Source organism: Blautia sp. BIOML-A1, from assembly GCF_009883055.1.
Taxonomy (GTDB): Bacteria; Bacillota; Clostridia; order Lachnospirales; family Lachnospiraceae; genus Blautia_A.
Genome location: NZ_WWVR01000012.1, coordinates 323 through 20,539, shown reverse-complemented (window position 1 = coordinate 20,539; position 20,217 = coordinate 323). Strand labels below are relative to the sequence as shown.

The 20,217-nt window shown below is 42.7% G+C and carries 15 protein-coding genes and 2 pseudogenes; all 17 read right to left on the bottom strand.

Annotated elements, in window-relative coordinates:
* Positions 1 to 125: 125 nt before the first annotated feature.
* Positions 126 to 1,085, bottom strand: coding sequence for an ABC transporter permease (locus GT674_RS07530; protein ID WP_161285148.1), 960 nt, complete (start codon positions 1,083 to 1,085; stop codon positions 126 to 128).
* Positions 1,086 to 1,097: 12 nt separating this feature from the next.
* Positions 1,098 to 2,594, bottom strand: coding sequence for a sugar ABC transporter ATP-binding protein (locus GT674_RS07525; RefSeq protein ID WP_161285147.1), 1,497 nt, complete (start codon positions 2,592 to 2,594; stop codon positions 1,098 to 1,100).
* Positions 2,595 to 2,604: 10 nt separating this feature from the next.
* On the bottom strand, positions 2,605 to 3,543 hold the full coding sequence (locus GT674_RS07520) for an ABC transporter permease (RefSeq protein ID WP_161285146.1): 939 nt from the start codon (positions 3,541 to 3,543) through the stop codon (positions 2,605 to 2,607).
* Between the two features lie 152 nt (positions 3,544 to 3,695).
* Positions 3,696 to 4,838, bottom strand: coding sequence for a sugar ABC transporter substrate-binding protein (locus GT674_RS07515; protein WP_161285145.1), 1,143 nt, complete (start codon positions 4,836 to 4,838; stop codon positions 3,696 to 3,698).
* Positions 4,839 to 5,054: 216 nt separating this feature from the next.
* Positions 5,055 to 6,674, bottom strand: coding sequence for a response regulator (locus GT674_RS07510; protein WP_161285144.1), 1,620 nt, complete (start codon positions 6,672 to 6,674; stop codon positions 5,055 to 5,057).
* Positions 6,655 to 8,487 (bottom strand): cache domain-containing sensor histidine kinase, encoded by a 1,833-nt coding sequence (locus tag GT674_RS07505; RefSeq protein ID WP_161285143.1) that lies wholly within the window; start codon positions 8,485 to 8,487, stop codon positions 6,655 to 6,657. Before GT674_RS07505 ends, GT674_RS07510 begins: the two co-directional genes overlap by 20 nt.
* Positions 8,488 to 8,673: 186 nt before the next feature.
* Complete coding sequence (locus tag GT674_RS07500; RefSeq protein WP_161285142.1) at positions 8,674 to 9,921, bottom strand: D-alanyl-D-alanine carboxypeptidase; 1,248 nt, start codon at positions 9,919 to 9,921, stop codon at positions 8,674 to 8,676.
* A 104-nt stretch (positions 9,922 to 10,025) separates the two neighbouring features.
* Positions 10,026 to 10,709: a DUF6198 family protein gene (locus GT674_RS07495; protein WP_373089776.1), complete on the bottom strand. Its 684-nt coding sequence runs from the start codon at positions 10,707 to 10,709 to the stop codon at positions 10,026 to 10,028.
* 595 nt (positions 10,710 to 11,304) lie between these two features.
* Positions 11,305 to 12,029: pseudogene (locus tag GT674_RS18235) on the bottom strand (YczE/YyaS/YitT family protein).
* 79 nt (positions 12,030 to 12,108) lie between these two features.
* Positions 12,109 to 13,857 (bottom strand): M56 family metallopeptidase, encoded by a 1,749-nt coding sequence (locus GT674_RS07480; RefSeq protein WP_161285140.1) that lies wholly within the window; start codon positions 13,855 to 13,857, stop codon positions 12,109 to 12,111.
* A gap of 6 nt (positions 13,858 to 13,863) precedes the next feature.
* Positions 13,864 to 14,253, bottom strand: a complete 390-nt coding sequence (locus GT674_RS07475; RefSeq protein ID WP_161285139.1) for a BlaI/MecI/CopY family transcriptional regulator — start codon at positions 14,251 to 14,253, stop codon at positions 13,864 to 13,866.
* A gap of 122 nt (positions 14,254 to 14,375) precedes the next feature.
* Complete coding sequence (locus tag GT674_RS07470) at positions 14,376 to 15,287, bottom strand: hypothetical protein (protein WP_161285138.1); 912 nt, start codon at positions 15,285 to 15,287, stop codon at positions 14,376 to 14,378.
* 138 nt (positions 15,288 to 15,425) lie between these two features.
* Entirely contained in the window at positions 15,426 to 16,220 is a 795-nt protein-coding gene (gene proC, locus GT674_RS07465) for a pyrroline-5-carboxylate reductase (protein ID WP_161285137.1), read from the bottom strand.
* A gap of 102 nt (positions 16,221 to 16,322) precedes the next feature.
* A complete protein-coding gene (locus GT674_RS07460; protein WP_161285136.1) occupies positions 16,323 to 17,774 on the bottom strand; it encodes a DUF4179 domain-containing protein in 1,452 nt (483 codons plus the stop codon).
* Positions 17,774 to 18,295: an RNA polymerase sigma factor gene (locus GT674_RS07455; RefSeq protein ID WP_243149074.1), complete on the bottom strand. Its 522-nt coding sequence runs from the start codon at positions 18,293 to 18,295 to the stop codon at positions 17,774 to 17,776. The genes GT674_RS07460 and GT674_RS07455 overlap by 1 nt, the downstream gene beginning before the upstream one ends.
* Positions 18,296 to 18,415: 120 nt before the next feature.
* Positions 18,416 to 18,967, bottom strand: coding sequence for a class IV adenylate cyclase (gene cyaB, locus GT674_RS07450; protein WP_161285134.1), 552 nt, complete (start codon positions 18,965 to 18,967; stop codon positions 18,416 to 18,418).
* A 426-nt stretch (positions 18,968 to 19,393) separates the two neighbouring features.
* A pseudogene (locus GT674_RS07445) lies at positions 19,394 to 20,080 on the bottom strand (lactaldehyde reductase); the annotation flags it as partial.
* Positions 20,081 to 20,217: the final 137 nt, after the last annotated feature.

The following is a 20,217-nucleotide window of genomic DNA, read 5'->3' as shown; positions in this document are numbered from 1 at the left end:
CCCGCGAGGTGTTTTGCCATGAATATGGCAAAATCCCGAGACATACGGGGCAAAATGCTATCACCGAAGGTGATTTGGAATGCATTTTGACCAAGTTATTGTGAACGGAGTGAACAGTAACTTACTTACTTAACGATCATTCCGGTCTTTCTGTCACTGAACAGTGCTACCTCTGCCAGGAAAATCACTCCAAGGATCAGCTGCTGAAGCTGTGTCGGCATCATCAGCATGACCAGTCCACTGGACAAAACTTTATAAGTCATAACACCAAGAATGATATTGTAGAATTTTACTTTTGCACCACCGTTGACCGGCATTCCGCCAAGTACCAGAGCGATCATGATCTGTGTCTCAAGCTGATTTCCTGCTGTGGAGGTCACGGAGCCGACCTTGATCGCATTTACGAATGCGGCAAGTCCCGTAATGCATCCTGCTGCCATAAAGATAAGGATCTTTGTGCGCTCTACCCGGATACCTGCATATCTTGCAGCAGTTTCTCCTGCACCGATTGCTTTCAGTCTGTAACCAAGTCCTGTGTATGTAAATACAAGATACATAACCACAAAGATGATCACTGTAAAGGTCAGCATAAACGGCAGTGTATTGTATTTGGAAATATCACTGACTGCGTAAACCGGAGAATTTGTTGTCGCATAGGCACAGACTCCGCGGAACAGATACATACTGCAGATGGTAACAATAAAGCTTGTGATTTTTCTCTTGACATTGAAATAACCGTTGACCAGACCGATCAGGCCACCTGTCACGATTCCGCCGATTGCTGCCAGAACCATATTATAATGAGACAGCCAGCAGACTACGATGGACGCTACACCAAGCATGGAACCCTGTGAAAAGTCAAGTCCTCCCATGGTCATGACCATAAATACACCTATAGAAGAGATCAGAAGCATATAGGACTGGCTGAGCAGCAGAGAAAGGTTCTTTGGCTGAAACAGTCTTCCATCTGTCAGAAATGCAAACAAAATACAGATAACAGCAAATCCTGCTATAGGAAGGATCGTACGCACAATAGGACGTTCCAGAAATGGTACTTGTTCAGATGATTTTTTTGTTGTATCCATTTTTTCTCCCCCTTAAATCATATTATCGATCAGATCGGTGTCTTTCAGATCCGGAGACCGGAAAAATTCACCATTGATCCTGCCGTCTTTCATGATCAGAATACGGTCAGCCATACCAAGAAGCTCCATGATTTCTTCGGAGATCATGATAATGGACTTTCCATTTTTTCTCATATCATTCATCATGGCATAAATATCTGCTTTTACCTTGACGTCAATACCACGGGTAGGGGAATCAAGGATGATCAGATCCGAATCCTTGCCAACCCATCGTGCAAGAACGACTTTCTGTTTGTTACCACCGGAAAGTGCAGACACAAACTGGTCAACACCTGTCATTTTGGTACTCATCTGTTTTGCATACTTGTTAGAAAATTCTCTCATTGCCTTTCCACGTAGGAATCCATGTGTCTTAAGATCCTCCAGAGATGGCAGACAGATATTGTTTCCAATCGTATCATTGATGACCAGAGATTCATTATCTCTGTCCTTCGATGCATAGGCGATGCTGTGTTTGATCGCATCCGGAATAGAGTTGATCTGTGTTCCGTCTCCTAAAGTTACCGTTCCCTGACGATAGTAAGAAGCACCAAAAAGAGCTTTTCCAACCTCATGCATACCACATTCAGAAAGACCTCCGATTCCAAGGATTTCTCCTTTGTGAAGCTCCAGATTCAGATCCTCGATCTGCCCTTTCACAGTCACATTTCTGGCAGAAAGAACTACTTCTTTCGATATTTCTTCGCCATAATCTGTACGGTAATAGCTGTCACCGATCTCACGGCCTACCATAAGTGCCTTCAGTCTGTCCGGTGTCGCCTCCTGTTTACTGATGGAACCAATCTTTACACCATCTCGAAGTACGCTGATATTGTCTGACTGCTCAATGACTTCTTCCAGATCATGTGAAATAAAGATTACGCAGTTTCCTGTATCACGTACTCTGTGCATAACTTTAAAAAGTTCTTCACGACCTTTTTGTCCAAGTGCTGTTGTTGTCTCATCTACAACAAGAACCTTCGGATTGAAATAGGTTGCCTTTACGATCTCAACCAACTTTCTGTCCTCAAAGTTATAATCATCAATAACTTTCGTAGCATCGATATAATTAAATCCGTAGCTGTCCAGATATTCCTGTGCCTTTTTATTCATGGCCGCTGTGTTTTTGATGCCGTGTTTTGTAAATTTTTCTTCGTTTCCAAGGAAAATATTTTCTGCTACCGTCAGTCCGGAAAGTGTTCCGATCTCCTGCACAATGATCGCAACTCCCTGATGATTTGCCTCTACCTGGTTTGTTGCCGTAACTTCTTTGCCCTCCAGGATAAACTTACCGGAATCCTTCTGATAGATACCTGTCAGACAGGAAGTAAGTGTGGATTTACCGGAACCATTCTCACCGATCAGGGCATGGATCTCACCTTTTTCGAAGGTAAAGGAAACATTGTCCAGGGCATGTGTGATACCAAAATGTTTATCAATATTTTCCGCTCTTAATAATATCTCACCCATAATCGTCCTCCTATTTCACTACAAGACCTTTGACCGGTTTGGTTGTCAGTGCAACGATCAGAAGCAGTGCTGCTCCGGTAACCACATTCTGAATGGTGGTCGGCGCACCGAGTGCAACGAAACCATTGAACATAAGCTGAATGATCATCTCACCGATCACAATTGCCACTACTGGATGACCATATTTCTTAAACGCCAGTCCAAAGAAGGTTCCCATCAGAGGCGTAAAGTTACGGCTCATAGAAGAAAGGTTCGAAGCAGATGTCATGGAAGTACCAAAGCTGATCGTCAGGATTGCCTGAAGTCCGAAGAAAAATCCGGCAAGTGTAAATGCCACGATTTTGTATTTGGATACATTTACACCCATGTTTTTTGCAACTACTTCGTTGCTTCCGATCGCATAAGTGTAAGTACCGATCTTGGTATATTTCAGAATAAATGCACAGAGGCAGTATGCGATCAATGCCAGGATCAGGTTTACCGGATAATCACCAAAAGCTCTGTATTCTGTAGAAAGGATTACGTTCTTTCCGTTTGTCGCATAGACACTTAAGGCCTCATAGATCAGAGAAAGTGCACAGGTAACGATCAGGGAAGAAATATGTAATTTAATATATACGATTCCGTTGATCAGACCAATGATCGTACCGCAGATCAGCGGTGCAATGATAAGACCTGCATAACCAAATTTTACGCTTGCATTGCAGGCAATGATGGAAGAAAGTACAATATTTGCACCAACACTCATATCAAAAGGTCCCATAACACAGATAAAATAGAGACCGCAGCCGCCCACCGCATAGATCAGGGCAGATTTCATATAGGTTGCCAGCTTGTCCGGGGAACCGAAGGTAGTCGGAGCGAGTACTTTAAACACCGCCCAGAAAACTACAAGCATAACTACCAGAATGCCAATTCCATAATACCGGCTTTGTTTGAGTTTTTTCATAACCATTCTCCTATTCATTTCTTCGCCCGCCAGAAGCAGGAGGCCAACCGCTCATCTGATTGGTCTTTTGCTTCTGGCGGGCGCATAATACAGCTTCTTTTTATATCTGCCGCCCTCCTTTTGGAAGGCAGCAGATTTCGGAGGCATCTCATTTAGTTGCTGTGACGGGAAATAACATCATCGATGGAGAGAGATGTTGCTGCTTTGTTCAGATCATCAAAGCTGTATCCTGCCATCTCAACGATTTCTTCGTCTGTATACGGATCATCGTCAACAAAGTATTTCTGATAGTTCTCATAATCTTCCGGTGAAGATACATACAAGTATGGGAACTCGATCTCATATCCGAAGGAACCTTCATCTTTTGTATAGTTGCCTTTTACTGCATTATAAGTCATAAGGAATGCGAATAACGGGTCACAGAAATGTCCGCCTGATTCTGCAAACATTCCGCCTGATTCGAGCTGCTCTTTCAGGTCATCCAGGAAGTCTGTGGAAACAACATCAATCTTGCCTGTAAGTCCTTCGTTTGCCAGAGCACCGATGGAACCAACCAGCGGGTCACCGCCGCCGCCTGCAACGATCAGAGCATCCATATCCGGATTGGAGTTATACAGAGAAAGGGCTGCTGCTGCACCTTCTTCGGAGGAAGTGTTTGCATATACAGGCTCTGTCATAGTTGCCTGATCATCCGGGTTTGCTTCGTTCCACTCATCGACTGCTTTCTTATATCCTGTCCATCTCTGCTGGAATGTAGCATCACCTACAGTCCATGCTTCCAGTCCGATGTTTCTGTCACCGTTTTCAAGAAGCAGATTTACAAGTGTGTATCCGTTTGTAACCTCATCTTCATGTACCGCACCAAGATAATATGGAGAATTGCATGCTGTCTGATATACTTCCGGACTGTTTTCTTCAGAAATAATACGGAAGAACTGAGTCAGATAAACCTGATTTGCTTCGCATGTCTGAATTGCAGATGTCATTTCTGAATCAGCAGAGTTACAAATCACAATACCGTCACATCCTGCTGCGCAGAGCTGTTCAACAGAAGCTGTAACCTGCTCTGATACATGGCCCTGATCTACATACATTACATTTACATCAAGTGCTGCTGCAGCCTTGTCAATGATCTTTTTGCACTGGCTTCCGAGTACGTCTGTGGAACTCCAGATAGAAACACCAATCGTAATATCATCATCTGCTGCGTAAGTTGTCACTGCACTTACCGGTAAAGAACCAACCATTGCTGCTGTTGCTGCAATAGCAACCAACTTTTTCATTCTGTTTTTCATCTTGTAAAAACCTCCTTAAATAAATGTTTATAAAAGCCAAAGTATGTTTTCGTTCTGTATCTGGCTTCGTGGTAATTGTATTAAAACATACTTTGGCTTTATTCAGTTAGGACATATTTGGATTTTTTTGTTGCACATTTTTGACTTGTATGTCTCGGGATTTTGGTAAAAAATATCCCAAAACACCTTGTGGGATACTACCTGCTGAACAGTTACTTATTTACATATGTTATTGCGGTATTCTCTTGGACTTACCCCTAATTTCTTACGAAAAACACGGCTGAAATAGTTGTAATCATCATAACCGACCAGAAAAGAAATCGTCTCCAGCTTCTTCTCTTCATCTCCCATAAGGCGAATTGCCTGCTCCATCCGAACTCTGGTCAGATATGCGATGATCGTCTCTCCATAAGTCTGACTGAACATTCTGGAGAGATAACTGGCATCCATATGATAAGCAGATGCCAACGCTGTCAGCGTGATATTCTCGTGATAAGAAGTAAGAATATACTGACGGATCTGCTCCACCTGGCTTCCCGCCGAATCCGCATTGTTCTCGGAATCATTTTCCCACAGACTGTTCAGCAGGATCTTAATCGACGACATTACAGAATCTGCATCCAGACATTTCATGTAATAATCAATATCATCCATCGCTTCCTCTGCCTGTGCAGTCAGTTCCGGCTGCTGCTCCTGTACATAACGATAAAGAATCCCTGTAATCCTCCGTATATACTGTTTCACGTCAAGACAGGACCAGCTCCCATTGTCACAGTTTCTGAAATCGCAGGTCTGGAAAATCAGTTTTCTGGTTTCATTTTTCTGACTCGTATTCAGGAAATGATACAGTTCCTCCTCGATCCGGTGTGAAATATTTTTGCCGACTGTCTGACATGCAGAAGTACTTTCGCCCTCCGGACAGGACAGAATACAGTGTGTATATGTAAATGGCCTGGTCACAAGAACAGCAATCATATCTCTGTAAATATTTCCGATATCATCAAGAGATCCGGTCTGTTCATGCAGGATCACAGAGACCGGTCCATAATCGTCAAGTGGAAATTCCTTCAGTATTTTTTCCGCAAAGATCTGCAGGGATTTTGTACGCAGAGAGGTAAAAATAAGGAACTCACTCATCTTATTACAGTTATTAAAAATGATCGCATCTGGATCTCCATCTGTCAGTTTCCGCAATTTTGTCTTGATATCCAGAGACATCTGAAGACTGTCATGGTCAAATTTCTCTGCAATCTCCGCAATATTATAAAATTTTACCATCAGTGCTGCCATGCCAGAAAACTCTCCCGTGGAGGAGACATGTGGCTGTGCCTGAAACTGTCCGTAAAGCTTACCGGAAAGCAGTGCGGAATATTCACTGTCTTCCATGAATGATGACAGTTTGTGCTCCTTCTGCCGATTTGTCTCCGTATTTCTTCGCAGAGTCTCCCTCTCTTCCAGAATACCGAGGGCTTTTGTAAGAATCCGGACAAGTTCTTCTTTTCCCACCGGTTTCAGGAGATAATCCAGACCACCCGATACAAAAACGCCTTTTACTTTTTCAAAATCATCATATCCACTCACCGCGATCGTGATGATCTGCGGATATTCTGTCTGAAGCTTCTTCAGAAGCTCCAGGCCATCCAGAAATGGCATGTTGATATCTGTGAGAATAATATCCGGCTTTTCCTCTTTAATCCGTTCCAGAACCTCCTCCCCATCACACGCAGGATCCAGAAACTTGATAGCATAATCCTCCCATGAGATCAGACTCCGGAGATTTTCTCTGCTCCAGTATTCATCATCCGCTGCCAGTACTTTATATTTCATTTTTTGCATAATGGGCACCTCCTGTTTCCCCATCATTTTCTTCACTATAAACAATCGGAACCGTGATCGTGACCGTCGTCCCCTCTCCGACCTGACTTTGTATCCACAGTCCGTATTCCGCTCCAAACAACTGTTTCAGACGTGCATTTACGTTTAAGATTCCGATGGAAACACCTGTCTCCACACGTTTCCTGTCGTTTCGTTCCAGAAGTACATTCATGGCTTCCGCGTCCATTCCTGTACCATTATCTGCAATTGTAATGACCAGGTTTTCTCCGATATGTTCTGCTCGTATCAGAAGCTTTTTATCTTTTCGCCTGGTATTTCTGAGGCCATGTGTAAGTGCATTCTCCACCACAGGCTGAAGACAGATCCTTGGAAGCCTGTCATTCAGCGTCTCATTATCGATCTGATATTCATACGCTACAGTAGAACCATTTCGTACATCCATGACATAAAGGTAATTCCTCACATGATCCATCTCATTCTGCATGGTGGACAGCTCATCTGTCATATTCAGACTGTAGCGAAAAATTGCCGACAGAGAATGGCAGATCCCACTCACCAGTGGACAGTTCTGTGCATTCGCAATACCGCTCATGGTATTCAGTGTATTGTACAGAAAATGTGGATTGATCTGCGCCTGAAACATCTTAAATTCCGTTCTTTCTACCAGCATTTTGTTCTGCAGTTCCTCTTCTGCCATTGCCTGAATACGGTCCAGCATTTCATTAAACTCCGTTCCAAGCACCGTCAGTTCCTCCGACCACCCGACCGGACTTACACGAAGAGAGGCCTCCCCATTTTTGATACGGACAATGGTATTTCTCATCTCCTCTACAGGCTTTGTCATCCATCTGGACAACATAAAAACAAGCAATACGATCAGACCGATCATTGCCGTCATAATGATCAGAAGTGTCCTTATCAGTGATTTCTGTGTTGCCGTCAGAAGAGACTGCGATACCAGAACAAAAGCTTCCAGATTATACTCTTCCTGAGGTACCTGAATGAGATAATTTCCCTCATATTCCTGCTCCAGCTGACCCGAACTGTAATAATTTTCAATTACTTTGGAAAGCTGTTTCTGAATCCGTTTTTGTGATACAGAAACCTGTCCCGTCTTTGCAATGACCTGATCTCCCACGGGCTGCAGCCACAGGCAGACCTGTTCGATATCTACATACTTTGCCATGATCGATGTAAATGCAGAGCTGTTGATATCGCATACCAGATATCCGATGTTTTTTCTTTCCTCATCATAATTGTGAAGCTTCAGGACAAAACGAACCACACTTCTCTTTGCATCTGGATTATAATAGCCGGAAATCATAAAGTCTGTTCGTTTGTCATGTACATAATCATAAAGTCTTTCTGTGTTGGAATCATACTCCGTCTGATACAAATTTCTTGGAAACGAAGAGGCGTTGTATCTGTATGCACTGACGACTTTGTCCTGTGTATCATACAGATACAGTGCAAGAAGCTGATCCTCTTTTGTAAAGCGTTTTCTCGCAAAATACCAGCTCCGCCAGTAATAATCCTTCATACTGCTGCCTTCTTCCTCTGCTGCTCTGAGGGCACTGATCAGATCCTGTTCACTATAGATTGTCAGCATTTCCGTTCTTATATTATGGATAAAAGAAGCAATATCCGTCTGCATTTTGGTAAGTGAAATCTCATGATCGGAAATACTTTCTGTCCGGATCTGCCGCCGCAGAGTCTGATGAAACAAAAAGGTCTGCAGAAGAAGTGCAAATACCACACTTGTTATACAGAAAATAAGAAGTGCATTTCGCATGGTGATTTTTTTACGTTTCATATATTTTTCCTTTTGTTCTTCCGTTTATCTAATTATAAGTACGCTGATTTTTAAGGTAAATACAGATTCTTACGAATAAAGTTGGTTTTTTTATCCATATAAAACAAACCGGTCTGTCAGCCAGTATCCTCTTATTTGATACTGACCGGCAGACCGGTCCTGTAATCTTTTATTTTTATGGAATTTCTAATGTTTATATGCGTAGTTCAGAAGGATCCTTGAATCTCTCCAGCGAGCCTTGGATGTCGGCCCTCCAAGAACAACGGAAATATATGTATTTCCTTTTTGTGAGCGGCACAGCCCAACAAAACAATGGCCGGCCTTGTTGGTATATCCTGTTTTCATACCTGTTACACCTGGCATATTTCCAAGAAGTGCGTTTGTTGTATTTACCGAAAAACGTCTCCGTGTATTCAGACTTCTGAAAGCATAGCTTTTGGTGTTGATGAGTTTCAAAAAAGCTGGTTTTTTGATTGCATAGCTGGCAATCCTGGCAAGATCAGAAGCCGTTGTGTAATGGTTATAACCGGCATCCAGTCCATTTGCGGTCACAAAATGAGTATTGCTGCATCCAATCTGTGCGGCTTTCTGGTTCATAAGCTTTGCAAACTTACTCTGCGAACCACTTATATGTTCTGCGATTGCCACTGCGGTATCATTATGAGACGGAAGCATCAGAGAATAAAGCATATCTCTCATATAAAACTTTTCTCCTATTCTGGCATACAGCTTCGTTGGTTCCTGTGCTGCTGCCCGTGCAGAAAAGTTCACTGTTTCATTCATTTTGCTGTTTTCAAGAGCAAGTATACAAGTCATTATTTTGGTCGTACTTGCATTGGCATGCCGCATATTTTCGTTCTTTGCGTATAAGACCTTTCCTGTATCGGCATTGATGAGAAGCGCACAATCTGAAGCCAGATCATAATACAGCCCCGAATGATTCAGTGCACCATCTTTTTCAAAATAATATGTCGTCTTGTTTATTTTCTTTTTCCCGGTATATGCTTTTCCACTGGAATCGAAATAATATCGTTTACCGGAAGGAAGTGTGTACCAGCCACCGGTGATAAGAATTCCCTTCTTGTTCACGTAGTAATAATTCTTGTTGTAACGGAACAGACGGTCTCTGTACATATATCCCTCTGAACGGATTCCAAAGTAATATTTTCTGCCGTGGATCGTATGCATTCCATACCAGGCTTTTCCTGAATTATCAAAATAATAGTTCTTTCCCTTGATACGCAGATATTTATTTCTGGCATAATTTCTTTTTGAGTAACGATAATACAGGTTGTTGTTTTTGCTGACAATCTCACCCGTTCTGGCTATCTCTAATCGCGGAAACGAAGCTGCTGATACAGCAGTACTTCCACTAAACAGAGATACAAACAAAACAGCAAGAACCAGCAACAGTAGATTTTGTTTCTTTTTCATTTGCATTTCTCCTCATATAAAATAATTCTGTCAAAATTCTAGCATGGATGTCTCCTTTTTTCCAGCATGAAATTCTGACAGAATTTATTTTTTATTTGTAACTGTTATGCACTTTTCTTTGTCATAAACGACTCAAATCTCACATGGTGATCCATCTTATCACCGATCATTCCAATCACTTTTCCCATGGAAAAAGCAGCCAGGATTGTACCAATCCCAAGTCCGTCCAGATGTCCGAGGATGATACAGGTCATCAGTGCAGTCACTGCAAGGCAGATAACATCGAAGCTGATCTTGATTCTGGAATATTGTACTTTTGTGATATCTGCCAGTTCCCGCGGAAACAGATCTGTCGGGATAATAGGCAGACCACAGCGGTTGGAGAGTGCGATTCCTATACACAGAAGCAGGTAGCTGATAATAAAATAAAGTACCCTGTAACCAATAGCTGTTGGCAGGACATTAATCCACATTTCATGTACATCAAGCATCTCACTGAATGCAAATCCAACAACAAAACTAAAAAGATACGGTGCAACAAATTTCCTTCGCATGATCATCAGTGATAACACCAGAAGTCCCTGAAAAATGTAAGTCCAGGTTCCAAGAGAAATCTTTGTAAACACTTCTGAAAATGCATATGGTACACTGGAGATTGCCGAAATCCCAGAGCCGGAGTACAGCATCAGCACGACTCCCAGACTGTTGATCAATATCACAACCAGCAGAGCCAGCTCGCCCCGCAGGACTGATAATTTTTTGTTCTCCTGTGCTTCAATTTCTTCTATCACTTTATATTTCCTCCATAGGTAATTTATGATAACTCTTCAGTAGGTAATATCCCTTGTCTATCTTAGCACTCGAGAAATCTTTTTTAAAGTGACAATACACTGATTTTGTAAAAAATTTGTCGAGTGTTGTGATTCAAAAAAACAGTAATCATTTATATATGTTCCATTTTGTTCTAAAGCGTGATGTACTAGCTATGTTGTCCAGCCGATACCCGGCAACGGGAGGAGGTGAAGTCTATATGGAAATCGTCATTTCTTTTTTTGTCTCCTGTACGGCAAGCATAGCCGCCTATTATGTTTGCAAATGGTTAGACGGCGACAAGTGAGGCAACACTAGCCTAGTGGTTTCTTATCCACTGTAAATAAACAAGAAGAAACCCCCAGTATTCGCAGTACTGAGGGCTTCACTCTTTTTCGTCCACATGGACTCGTCATTTCTTTTCGCCTATAGCAATTACAGCATATGCCTTTTCGAAAATCAATATGCCTAATCTCGGTGTTTCTATGGATTTTTCTCCATTTGTCACAAATTTATCACAGAATCAAATTCTACATCCTGCAAAGCCCTGTATTTCCTTCATTTCTCAGAAGTTTATATCAAGTGTTTTTCTTTGACAAATGCAAGCTTCTTGCCAAGAACTCTGGCAATATATCCAACCAGAAGTGCCGCAATAACTGTACCTTCACACACACCATTGAGGCGTCTGGTGAATGCAAAAGACAGTGCTGCCGCAATCACTGCCATGGAAACGTCAAAGCAGATTTTTGTCGTACCAAAGTTGGTTTCCCATGTCAGAACGATCGCACGGACAAAAGATTCTCCCGGCAACATAACAACGTCTGCAAGTACTTCCATATACACACCAAATCCAAGGATCAGACATCCGATGAGAAGATCTACGATCTTCATAACATATGCCTGCGGGTTTACCCATGTAAACAGAAGCATGGTCAGATCAATGAAATATCCAAAGATAACAGATACCGGAATCTGCAGAACATGTTCCAGTTTAAACCAAGTTGTATATCCACATTTCATGTACATCAAGCATTTCACTGAAGGTAAATCACAACAAAACTGAAAAGATACGGTACAACAAATTTCTTTCGCATGATCATCAGCGATAACACCAGGAGTCCCTGAAAAATATAAGTCCAGGTTCCCAGAGAGATATTTTTGAACACTTCAGAAAATGCATATGGTACACTGGAGATTGCCGAGATTCCAGAGCCGGAGTACAGCATCAGCACAACTCCCAGGCTGTTGATTACCACCACAACCTCGACTGCCGGTGGCTCGCTCATCCGATGATGCATCGTTTAGTGCATCCTCTGCGTCTTCCAGTGCCTCTGCACCCTGATTCCATAAGTTTCCGGGAATTTTCCACCGGACGGATCACTCCGTATAGGTATTCCCATTCTCATCGGTCCAGGTTCCATCACCGTTATCGGTGTATCCTACACCGTCTGCATCACGGTAATAATAATCCCCGTTTGTAGTCTCTTTTACATCGACAGTGCCGTTGCTGCCCTGAAGTTCATGCTGACCCAGCTGGGTTCCGAAATTGTAATCTTCGTCATTCCAGGTGCGGTAGGAATTTCCATTGGCATCTGCCCAGTTTCCATCTCCCTGATAACTGTATTTGAAGCCGAGATCATCAGAATAAGTTCCGTCTCCGTTATCATAAAGAACTCTGGATTCCTCATCGCCTTCCCCTGCTGCCACAATAGATGCCACACCGGAAGGAGTACTGAATCCACTGGTATATGGCACACCTTCCGGCAGATTCTCATAATAGGACGCAGATCCGTCGCTGTCAGGATCACTTCCATCATCTGTCGTTTCGTTTATCTGTCCACTGTTTTCCACAGCCACTTCAGAATTTGTTTCCGTATCTGCATTTTCGCCTGACTTTACAGAATCTTCTGGATCTACATTCTCTGCCGCTTCCTCTTCGCTCTGTGTCTCTGCATTTTTCTGCATATTTACCATTTCAGAAAATGGTGCATAATCCGGTGTATTCTTTTCTTCTGGATCTGCATTCCTTTCCTGGTCAGATTTCGCCATCCTGACCGGAACTGTGTCTGTCCCTGCTGAAACAGTAAATACCAGGTTCCCGCCAACAAGCAGCATCGCCAGCAAAACTCCCGGCAGAATTCCTCTCCTCAGCTTTTGGATATTCACCATATACAGAATTCTGTCTTTAAACACCATTCCACTGTCATTAAGACTTGCCGTCACATACGGAATCTGACTGTTCATCGCCACTGTGCGAAGAAGCAGCTGTCGATACAGTTTATGTTCCTTCTTATTGACTCTGTGTACAACTGCCGTGTCACACAGATTCTCAATGTCTTTATCCGCTTCTTTCAGCATGATAAGGAGAAACGGATTGAACCAGTATATCGATGCACAGATTCGAAGAAGCATCTTATACCAGAGATCCCGGTGACAATAATGGGTAAGTTCATGATAAAAGACCAGTTTTCTTTCTTCTGCGGAATATCCGGCTGCCGGAAGATACAACTTTGTATGAAAAAGTCCGGCAAGAAGCGGTGTGGTAAGGCCTGCATTCTGCCTGAGTTCTGGTATTCTGCGTATCTGTCTTCTCCGACATACCTCTCTGTACATCTGAATACTCACCGGATCACTTACCGGCAGACTCATCCGCTCCATTTTCTTCATGGAGAGACAATATGCCAGCAGTTCTCCTGCCAGTTTAAGCACCGCCACACTCAGCCAGACAGTAACAAAAATCACAGTCACAATTTCCATCCATTTATCTGGCTCCCACATGACCGTTCTCTTTTGTTCCGGGATTTCAGTCATACTCTTCCTGTTGCTGTTCGAAGATGACACTGTTTCTGCTATCTTCTGACCTTTTCCTGATCTGACTGTGTGATCCTCTGTCTTCGGCTCTTGTACATCCCGTTGACTGTTATTCTGTATCTTAACATCCACCAATGCCAAATTCGCCGGGAGACGCACCGGAACACAAAGGGTTACCGCAAGCAGCAGCCAGATAAAATACTTCCATCTAGCTGATACTCGCCCTTTAAACAAAATTGCCAGTACCCTGACCAGTAAAATTACAACTGCTGCAATAATGTTCAGTTTTAGAATATGCAGAACAAAAACCTCCATAATTTGCTATTCCTCTCTGTTCTCCAGCTCCTTGAGAAACTCACTGAGATCCTGAATCTCTTCAGAACTGATCTTCTTCCCATGATAAAGCGAAGTCACAAATTTTTTCAGCGAATTTCCATAAAGCTTCTCAAGAACACTCTGACTTTCGTGCGCCTGATAATCTACCTGCGAAACCAGTGGAGTATACAGGTTTAATTTTCCCTGTTTCGTCACTTCCACAAAGTTTTTACTCTCCAGTCTTGTCAGCAGCGACAGAATTGTTGTCGATGCAAGTTTTTTCTTTGTATTGATCACCTTTTCAATCTCCGGCCTGGTCATCGGAGGAGTACCATTCCAAAGAACAAGCATGATATCCAATTCTGATTCAGGTAATCTCTGATATGTTTTTTTCACTCTTTTTCCACCCTCCTGTTTCACATCTGATATATTTTCTACAAATGTAGGAATAATTTTATTTTACCACGGGGCCAAAAAATGGCAAGAGCTTCTGCATATTTTACAGAAGCTCGTCGCTATCAATTCATTTCGGTATAACTGTTGCCGTTTTCATCGCTCCATGTTCCGTCTCCGTTGTCCGTGAATCCGGTGCCATTGTCGTCCCGGAAATAATAATCACCATTTGTAGTCTCTGTAACCGTCACAGTATTGCCGTCTACATCCTGAAGATCATGCTGTTCCAGCGTATGTCCCAGATGATGTGTATCATCATTCAGAGCTGAGTAGGTATTTCCATTTTCATCTGTATAAGTTTCATCCCCGTTATCCGTATATTCCATTCCGTCATCTCCACGATATTCATAGGAATAATCCTTGTGGAGAATGTAATTGATCTCAATTGTATTTCCATCGCTGTCAACTAATGTCATCGGCGAGGTACTAATAATATCTGAATCATCACTGTTATCTGCTGCATCTGCGGAAGCATTTTCTTCCGTATCAGGGGAATTTGCATCTTCTCCGGAAGTCTGTCCGGACGTCTGACCAGAAGTATTCGTACCTGTTTTATCAGCATTTCCTTCCGCATCTTCGTCCGCCTGTCTGGTAAGAGACGGGTTGCCCGGATAAGAAATATATTCCACAAATTCCCTTACATCACCTATATCATCTGCATCTTTTGCATATCCTACTACCATATACAGGCTGTTTCCCTCTGAATAAATCGTCTGGTAGCAGGCCTCGTAAGTGTCGTTACATTTGGCGATTCCAGTTTTAACATCCTCCAATGAATATTTATAGATGTTAACATAATCACTTCCATTTGTATAACTGGCATAGGTTCCTTCCGTATCTGACTTCTCCCAGGCAGAGCCAGCCGGCGGCTGCGTATAAAAATCATTATTTCCTGCTGCCCTGACAGTTCCTGCTGAAAAAATCCCCAGTGCTGCTACGGTCATAAATGTCATAAATTTTGTTGTTCTTGTCTTCATAGTGGATTCTCCCTGAATTTTATTTTCTACATCTGTAGAAGTTGATTGTATTCTACATCTGTAGAAAGTAAAAGTCAACCATTATTTCTACAATTGTAGAAATAATGGTTGACCAAACAAAATTTATAACAATTCGTCTTACATTCCCTTAGCTTTATTCACACATGTTGTCTGCGCTTCAAACACTGCACTGCGAAGCCCCTTTTCTTCCAGTACACGTACTGCCTGAATGGTAGTTCCTGCCGGAGAGCATACCATATCTTTGAGTTCTCCCGGATGTTTGCCGGTCTCAAGCATCAGCTTCGCACTTCCAAGTACCGCCTGTGCAGCAAATTTGTATGCCTGTGCTCTCGGCATTCCATCTGCAACTGCTGCATCCGCCATTGCCTCAAGGAACATAAAAACATATGCCGGGGAACTTCCGGAAACACCTACCACTACGTCCATCAGACGTTCCGGAATCACTTCTGTCTTTCCGAAGGTATTGCAGAGTTTTACTGCCAGTGCTGTATCTTCCTCTGTCACAAGATCATTCACACAAAGAGCTGTCATGCCTTCTCCGACCATTGCCGGTGTATTTGGCATTGTACGGATAACCTTTGTCTTCTCGCCAAGCTTGTCTGCAAACCACTGGAGAGTTTTGCCCGGTGCGATAGAAATAAAAATCTGATCTGCTTTTACGCTGGCTTTGATCTCATCCAGAACACCTTCCAGGAACTGCGGTTTCACTGCCAGAAATACTACATCGGCAAATTCCACAACCTGTGCGTTCGTATCCGCCTTCTTAATACCGAGTTCTTTCTCAATCTTTTCGCGGGTTTTGTCTGATTTAGCAGATGCAATGATATCTGTTGCTGCCACCTCACCGCTTTTCAGAATTCCTTTTAAAATGGCTGTCGCCATATTTCCACAACCGATAAAACCAATCTTCATGATAATCTCCTCCTTGGGTGCAAACGTTGTTACCCATATGATACTCGTTTCCACCCCAAAAGTAAAATACTATCTTTTTATTTCTCTCATTCTATGACGTTATCAGTCAAAATGCAGGGTCTTGTGATATTTTGCATACTGGTCGAGAAGATTGCTCCACTTCTGACCCTCTGGTTTGTTTTCATTATTGTTGTAATTATCCGGTCCCTTCAGTTCATCCATGTACTGAATATAGTCCAGAATATAGATGTCAACGGTGGAAATATCTCTGTCCTGGATTGTAAAATTATTGCAGTTTCCGGTGGAATCATTATATGGAAGTTTGTTTCCATTGGCATCAAGTGCAACCATAAAACAATCACTGGCAGAGCCATCCTCATAAAGCTCATTTACCGTCAGCTCATATGGTGTACGGATTACGGATCTGAGTCCAATACCTGTATCATTTGTATCGTTCAGTTCCAGAACCTCGGTCTGAGAATCGTCTACTGTAACCGGAATATCAAAGTTCCAGTCACCTTCATATTTATAATAACCGGCATCCGTTCCATATTTTTCATAGTCATCTTCTGACCATTCATAATCTGCTTTGAGACCTTTTACCTTGGTAATGTCCAACTGGAGGTTAAAAGTATCCGGGATCTCAACATTTTTGATATAGGTTTCCAGTGCCCCGCCTCTTGCAGAAACTTCATCTAAGAATTTACTTAGTAATTCATATCCTTCATCTGTCTCATCATTCAGATCATCCAGTGTTATTCCCATTTCATCCAGCACCTGCTGTGACATCTCATTATATTTTTCATTATATTCCGTGTAATCTTGTGCCGCCTGAGCAAGATCATATCGGAAAATGCATGCATAGGTGTTGTCATCCAGAAACTGTCCTTCCACCTGACCGTCAATGATTGGATCTGCCTCCTGGTTAAAATCCACACTTCCAGTCATATCAAGAGTTATAACAGGTTTGCCACTCTCAGCCAAAGTTTCTGTCTTCGGAAATGGCTGCCCGCTCTTAAACTGCATAGTTATATAGACCGCCTGACTGTTCGCGTATACTTCCGAGCATGTGATTGTCAAACCATCTGCCGTCTTGGTATATGCAGTGTCTTTTTTTGTCCTATCCGGTCCCACCTCAGTATCTTCCGGTGAATTTTCTTCTATATCTGATTCAGTGTCTGCCGCGGTTCCTTCTGTCTCAGTTGTATCAACGGCTTCCAGAGTCGTTGCATGATCAGAAAAATCCCCGAAAAAGCTCACGTTATCCTGCAGCATTTCAAAGAGTCCTCCAACCACCGGAAGATTTTTGGCCATGACTGGATTCACCGCACAAAGTACAAATCCAACTGCAAGTACTGCTGCCATACCTCCTGCAATTCTTCCTCCGATCTTCATCCAGTGATATGGTTCTTTTGGCATCTTTTTCTGCACAGCAGTATTATTTTCGATCAGATGATATGCCTGCTTTACACGCTCATGCACAATCACCGGTATTTCTGTTTCTTCCTGAAGTTTTTTCTGGAAATCCTTTTCATTATCATTAAGATTCATCATTAGGCACGTCCCTCCCTGACCTTATATTCGTACAATTCTGCAACCTGTTTTCTTCCTCTCTGAAGACGGGATTTCACAGTACTTTCTTTCATATCCAGGATGTCACTGATCTCCCGGATATTGAAGCCTTCCATATAGTACAGAAGGATCACCAGACGATATTTATTATCCAGTGGTTCCAGCATCTGTGCCCATTCTTTTGCAGCATACTCTTCCTCATAAAAAGGAGTCTCCGGCATCTGATCCGTGTATGTAACCTGTTTCTTCTGCTTCAGAATATCCTTGCATTTGTTGATCAGGATCCGCAGCATCCATGTCTTAAAATATCTGTTCTGCTTCAGACTTTTCAGGTTTTCATAGCAGGAAAGAATGGTATCCTGGATCGCATCGGCAACATCCTCATCGTTTTTGAGATATGCAGATGCCATCTTGTACATGCACTGCAAATGTTCATCCATCAGCCTGCAGAAAGCATCTTTGTCGTCTTTCTTCGCCCTTCGTATCAAAAATTCATTATTCATTGATTTCTCCATTCTCCTGTCTCTGACCGGTCATCAGGAAATGTTGTGTAAAAGCCTCTGTTTATGTGCTTCTACTTATTAGACGACAGAAACGCCAAAAGGGACGCAAATTTAAGTATTTTATTTTGCCAATAGCATGGACAAATATGAGGTTCGTGTCGTATCCTGCATGGAATATCCCAGGATCTGAAGTACCTCTTCTATCTGTTCCAGAGCCTGTTCTCTCTCTGTATTGGAATCAGCGATCACTTCAAGCTCCAGATAATCCCCAAGCCCCGTGACCGAATCTGCACAGGCCGTGATATTTTCTTTGTGATAATACTGCCGAAGCTTTTCTACAGAAGGAACCGGACAAAAACCAATATGCTCTAATATATTACGGCAGATTTCTGCATCACCTACCGTTGTCTCCAGTTCCTGCCTGCTCATGGAAATCTTATCCAGTTTCGCGCCCTTATAAGTGATGGCAGCAGACTTCTCACCTGTTGTCCTGTTTTCCGTACTGCGTACACGAAGTGCCTCATCCAAAGCTACAAAATCATGATGCGCCGCCATATAGTAAGTATCTGACTCCCCAACAAGTGCACCTTTTTGGAAACCAGATTCTGCCAGTTTCTCTTCTATGCTTTTCTTCTCATTAATCTTTAACTTGATCTCAACTTCTATACTCATAACCCGTTCCTTCTCTTCATTTTTTTACCAATATACCACAGTATAAGCAATAGGTCATTGAATTTATGTACTCTGTTACTATTTATACTTCTACCGTGGTCATCCAATCTTTCGTTTACCCATAGTATGGCATACAACAGAACAATCCTTCTCCATTACACAGCAGGCCTCAAGAATCCCAAGTTACTGTTCACTCCTTTCACAGTAACTTGGGCAAAATGCATTCCAAATCACCTTCGGTGATGGCATTTTGCCCCGTATGTCTCGGGATTTTGCCATATTCATGGCAAAACACCTCGCGGGATATTACCTGTGAACAGTTACAATCCAAACACAAAAAGAGGAATCCTTCACACGAAAATCTCCCCACCTGAAACACCAGGAGAAATTTTCAAAGGATTCCCCATACGATTAAATTTTTTTAAATTACATAATCTTTCTAAAAAGATCCTTCAGATCTTCTACACTTGCATTCTTCGGATTTCCCGGTGCGCATGCATCTGCATGAGCAGACTCTGCCAGGAACTGAAGGTCTTCTTCTTTGATTGCTTCCAGTTTTGTCGGGATTCCAACATCGACTGAAAGTTTTCTTACTGCATCGATTGCAGCTTTTCTGTACTCATCCTGTGTCATGGAATCTACATCTTTGACACCCATTGCACGTGCGATCTCACGATATTTTTCACCAGTGCATTCCTGGTTGTATTCCATAACGATCGGAAGCATCATAGCACATGCAACTCCATGTGGTGTATCGTAAACAGCGCCCAGCGTATGAGCCATGGAATGAGCAATTCCAAGACCTACATTTGAAAATCCCATACCTGCGATATACTGTCCAAGAGCCATTCCCTCACGGCCTTCTTTGGTGTTATCAACTGCTCCACGAAGAGATTTGGAGATCAGTTCAATTGCTTTCAGATGGAACATATCTGTCATTTCCCATGCAGCTTTTGTGGTGTAACCTTCGATTGCATGAGTCAGTGCATCCATACCGGTAGAAGCAGTCAGTCCTTTCGGCATAGAGGACATCATTTCCGGATCAACAACTGCGATGATCGGCATATCATGTGGATCAACACACACGAATTTACGTTTCTTTTCTACATCTGTGNACTGTTCACTCCGTTCGCAGTAACTTGGTCAAAATGCATTCCAAATCACCTTCGGTGATGGCATTTTGCCCCGTATGTCTCGGGATTTTGCCATATTCATGGCAAAACACCTCGCGGGATATTACCTGTGAACAG

Coding starts and splice junctions, on each gene's coding strand:
- GT674_RS07460 (WP_161285136.1), bottom strand. CDS start 17,774: ATGATGAATCTTAATGATAATGAAAAGGATTTCCAGAAAAAACTTCAG.
- cyaB (WP_161285134.1), bottom strand. CDS start 18,967: ATGAGTATAGAAGTTGAGATCAAGTTAAAGATTAATGAGAAGAAAAGC.
- GT674_RS07510 (WP_161285144.1), bottom strand. CDS start 6,674: ATGCAAAAAATGAAATATAAAGTACTGGCAGCGGATGATGAATACTGG.
- GT674_RS07505 (WP_161285143.1), bottom strand. CDS start 8,487: ATGAAACGTAAAAAAATCACCATGCGAAATGCACTTCTTATTTTCTGT.
- GT674_RS07520 (WP_161285146.1), bottom strand. CDS start 3,543: ATGAAAAAACTCAAACAAAGCCGGTATTATGGAATTGGCATTCTGGTA.
- GT674_RS07525 (WP_161285147.1), bottom strand. CDS start 2,594: ATGGGTGAGATATTATTAAGAGCGGAAAATATTGATAAACATTTTGGT.
- GT674_RS07500 (WP_161285142.1), bottom strand. CDS start 9,921: ATGAAAAAGAAACAAAATCTACTGTTGCTGGTTCTTGCTGTTTTGTTT.
- proC (WP_161285137.1), bottom strand. CDS start 16,220: ATGAAGATTGGTTTTATCGGTTGTGGAAATATGGCGACAGCCATTTTA.
- GT674_RS07470 (WP_161285138.1), bottom strand. CDS start 15,287: ATGAAGACAAGAACAACAAAATTTATGACATTTATGACCGTAGCAGCA.
- GT674_RS07515 (WP_161285145.1), bottom strand. CDS start 4,838: ATGAAAAACAGAATGAAAAAGTTGGTTGCTATTGCAGCAACAGCAGCA.
- GT674_RS07455 (WP_243149074.1), bottom strand. CDS start 18,295: ATGAATAATGAATTTTTGATACGAAGGGCGAAGAAAGACGACAAAGAT.
- GT674_RS07530 (WP_161285148.1), bottom strand. CDS start 1,085: ATGGATACAACAAAAAAATCATCTGAACAAGTACCATTTCTGGAACGT.
- GT674_RS07480 (WP_161285140.1), bottom strand. CDS start 13,857: ATGGAGGTTTTTGTTCTGCATATTCTAAAACTGAACATTATTGCAGCA.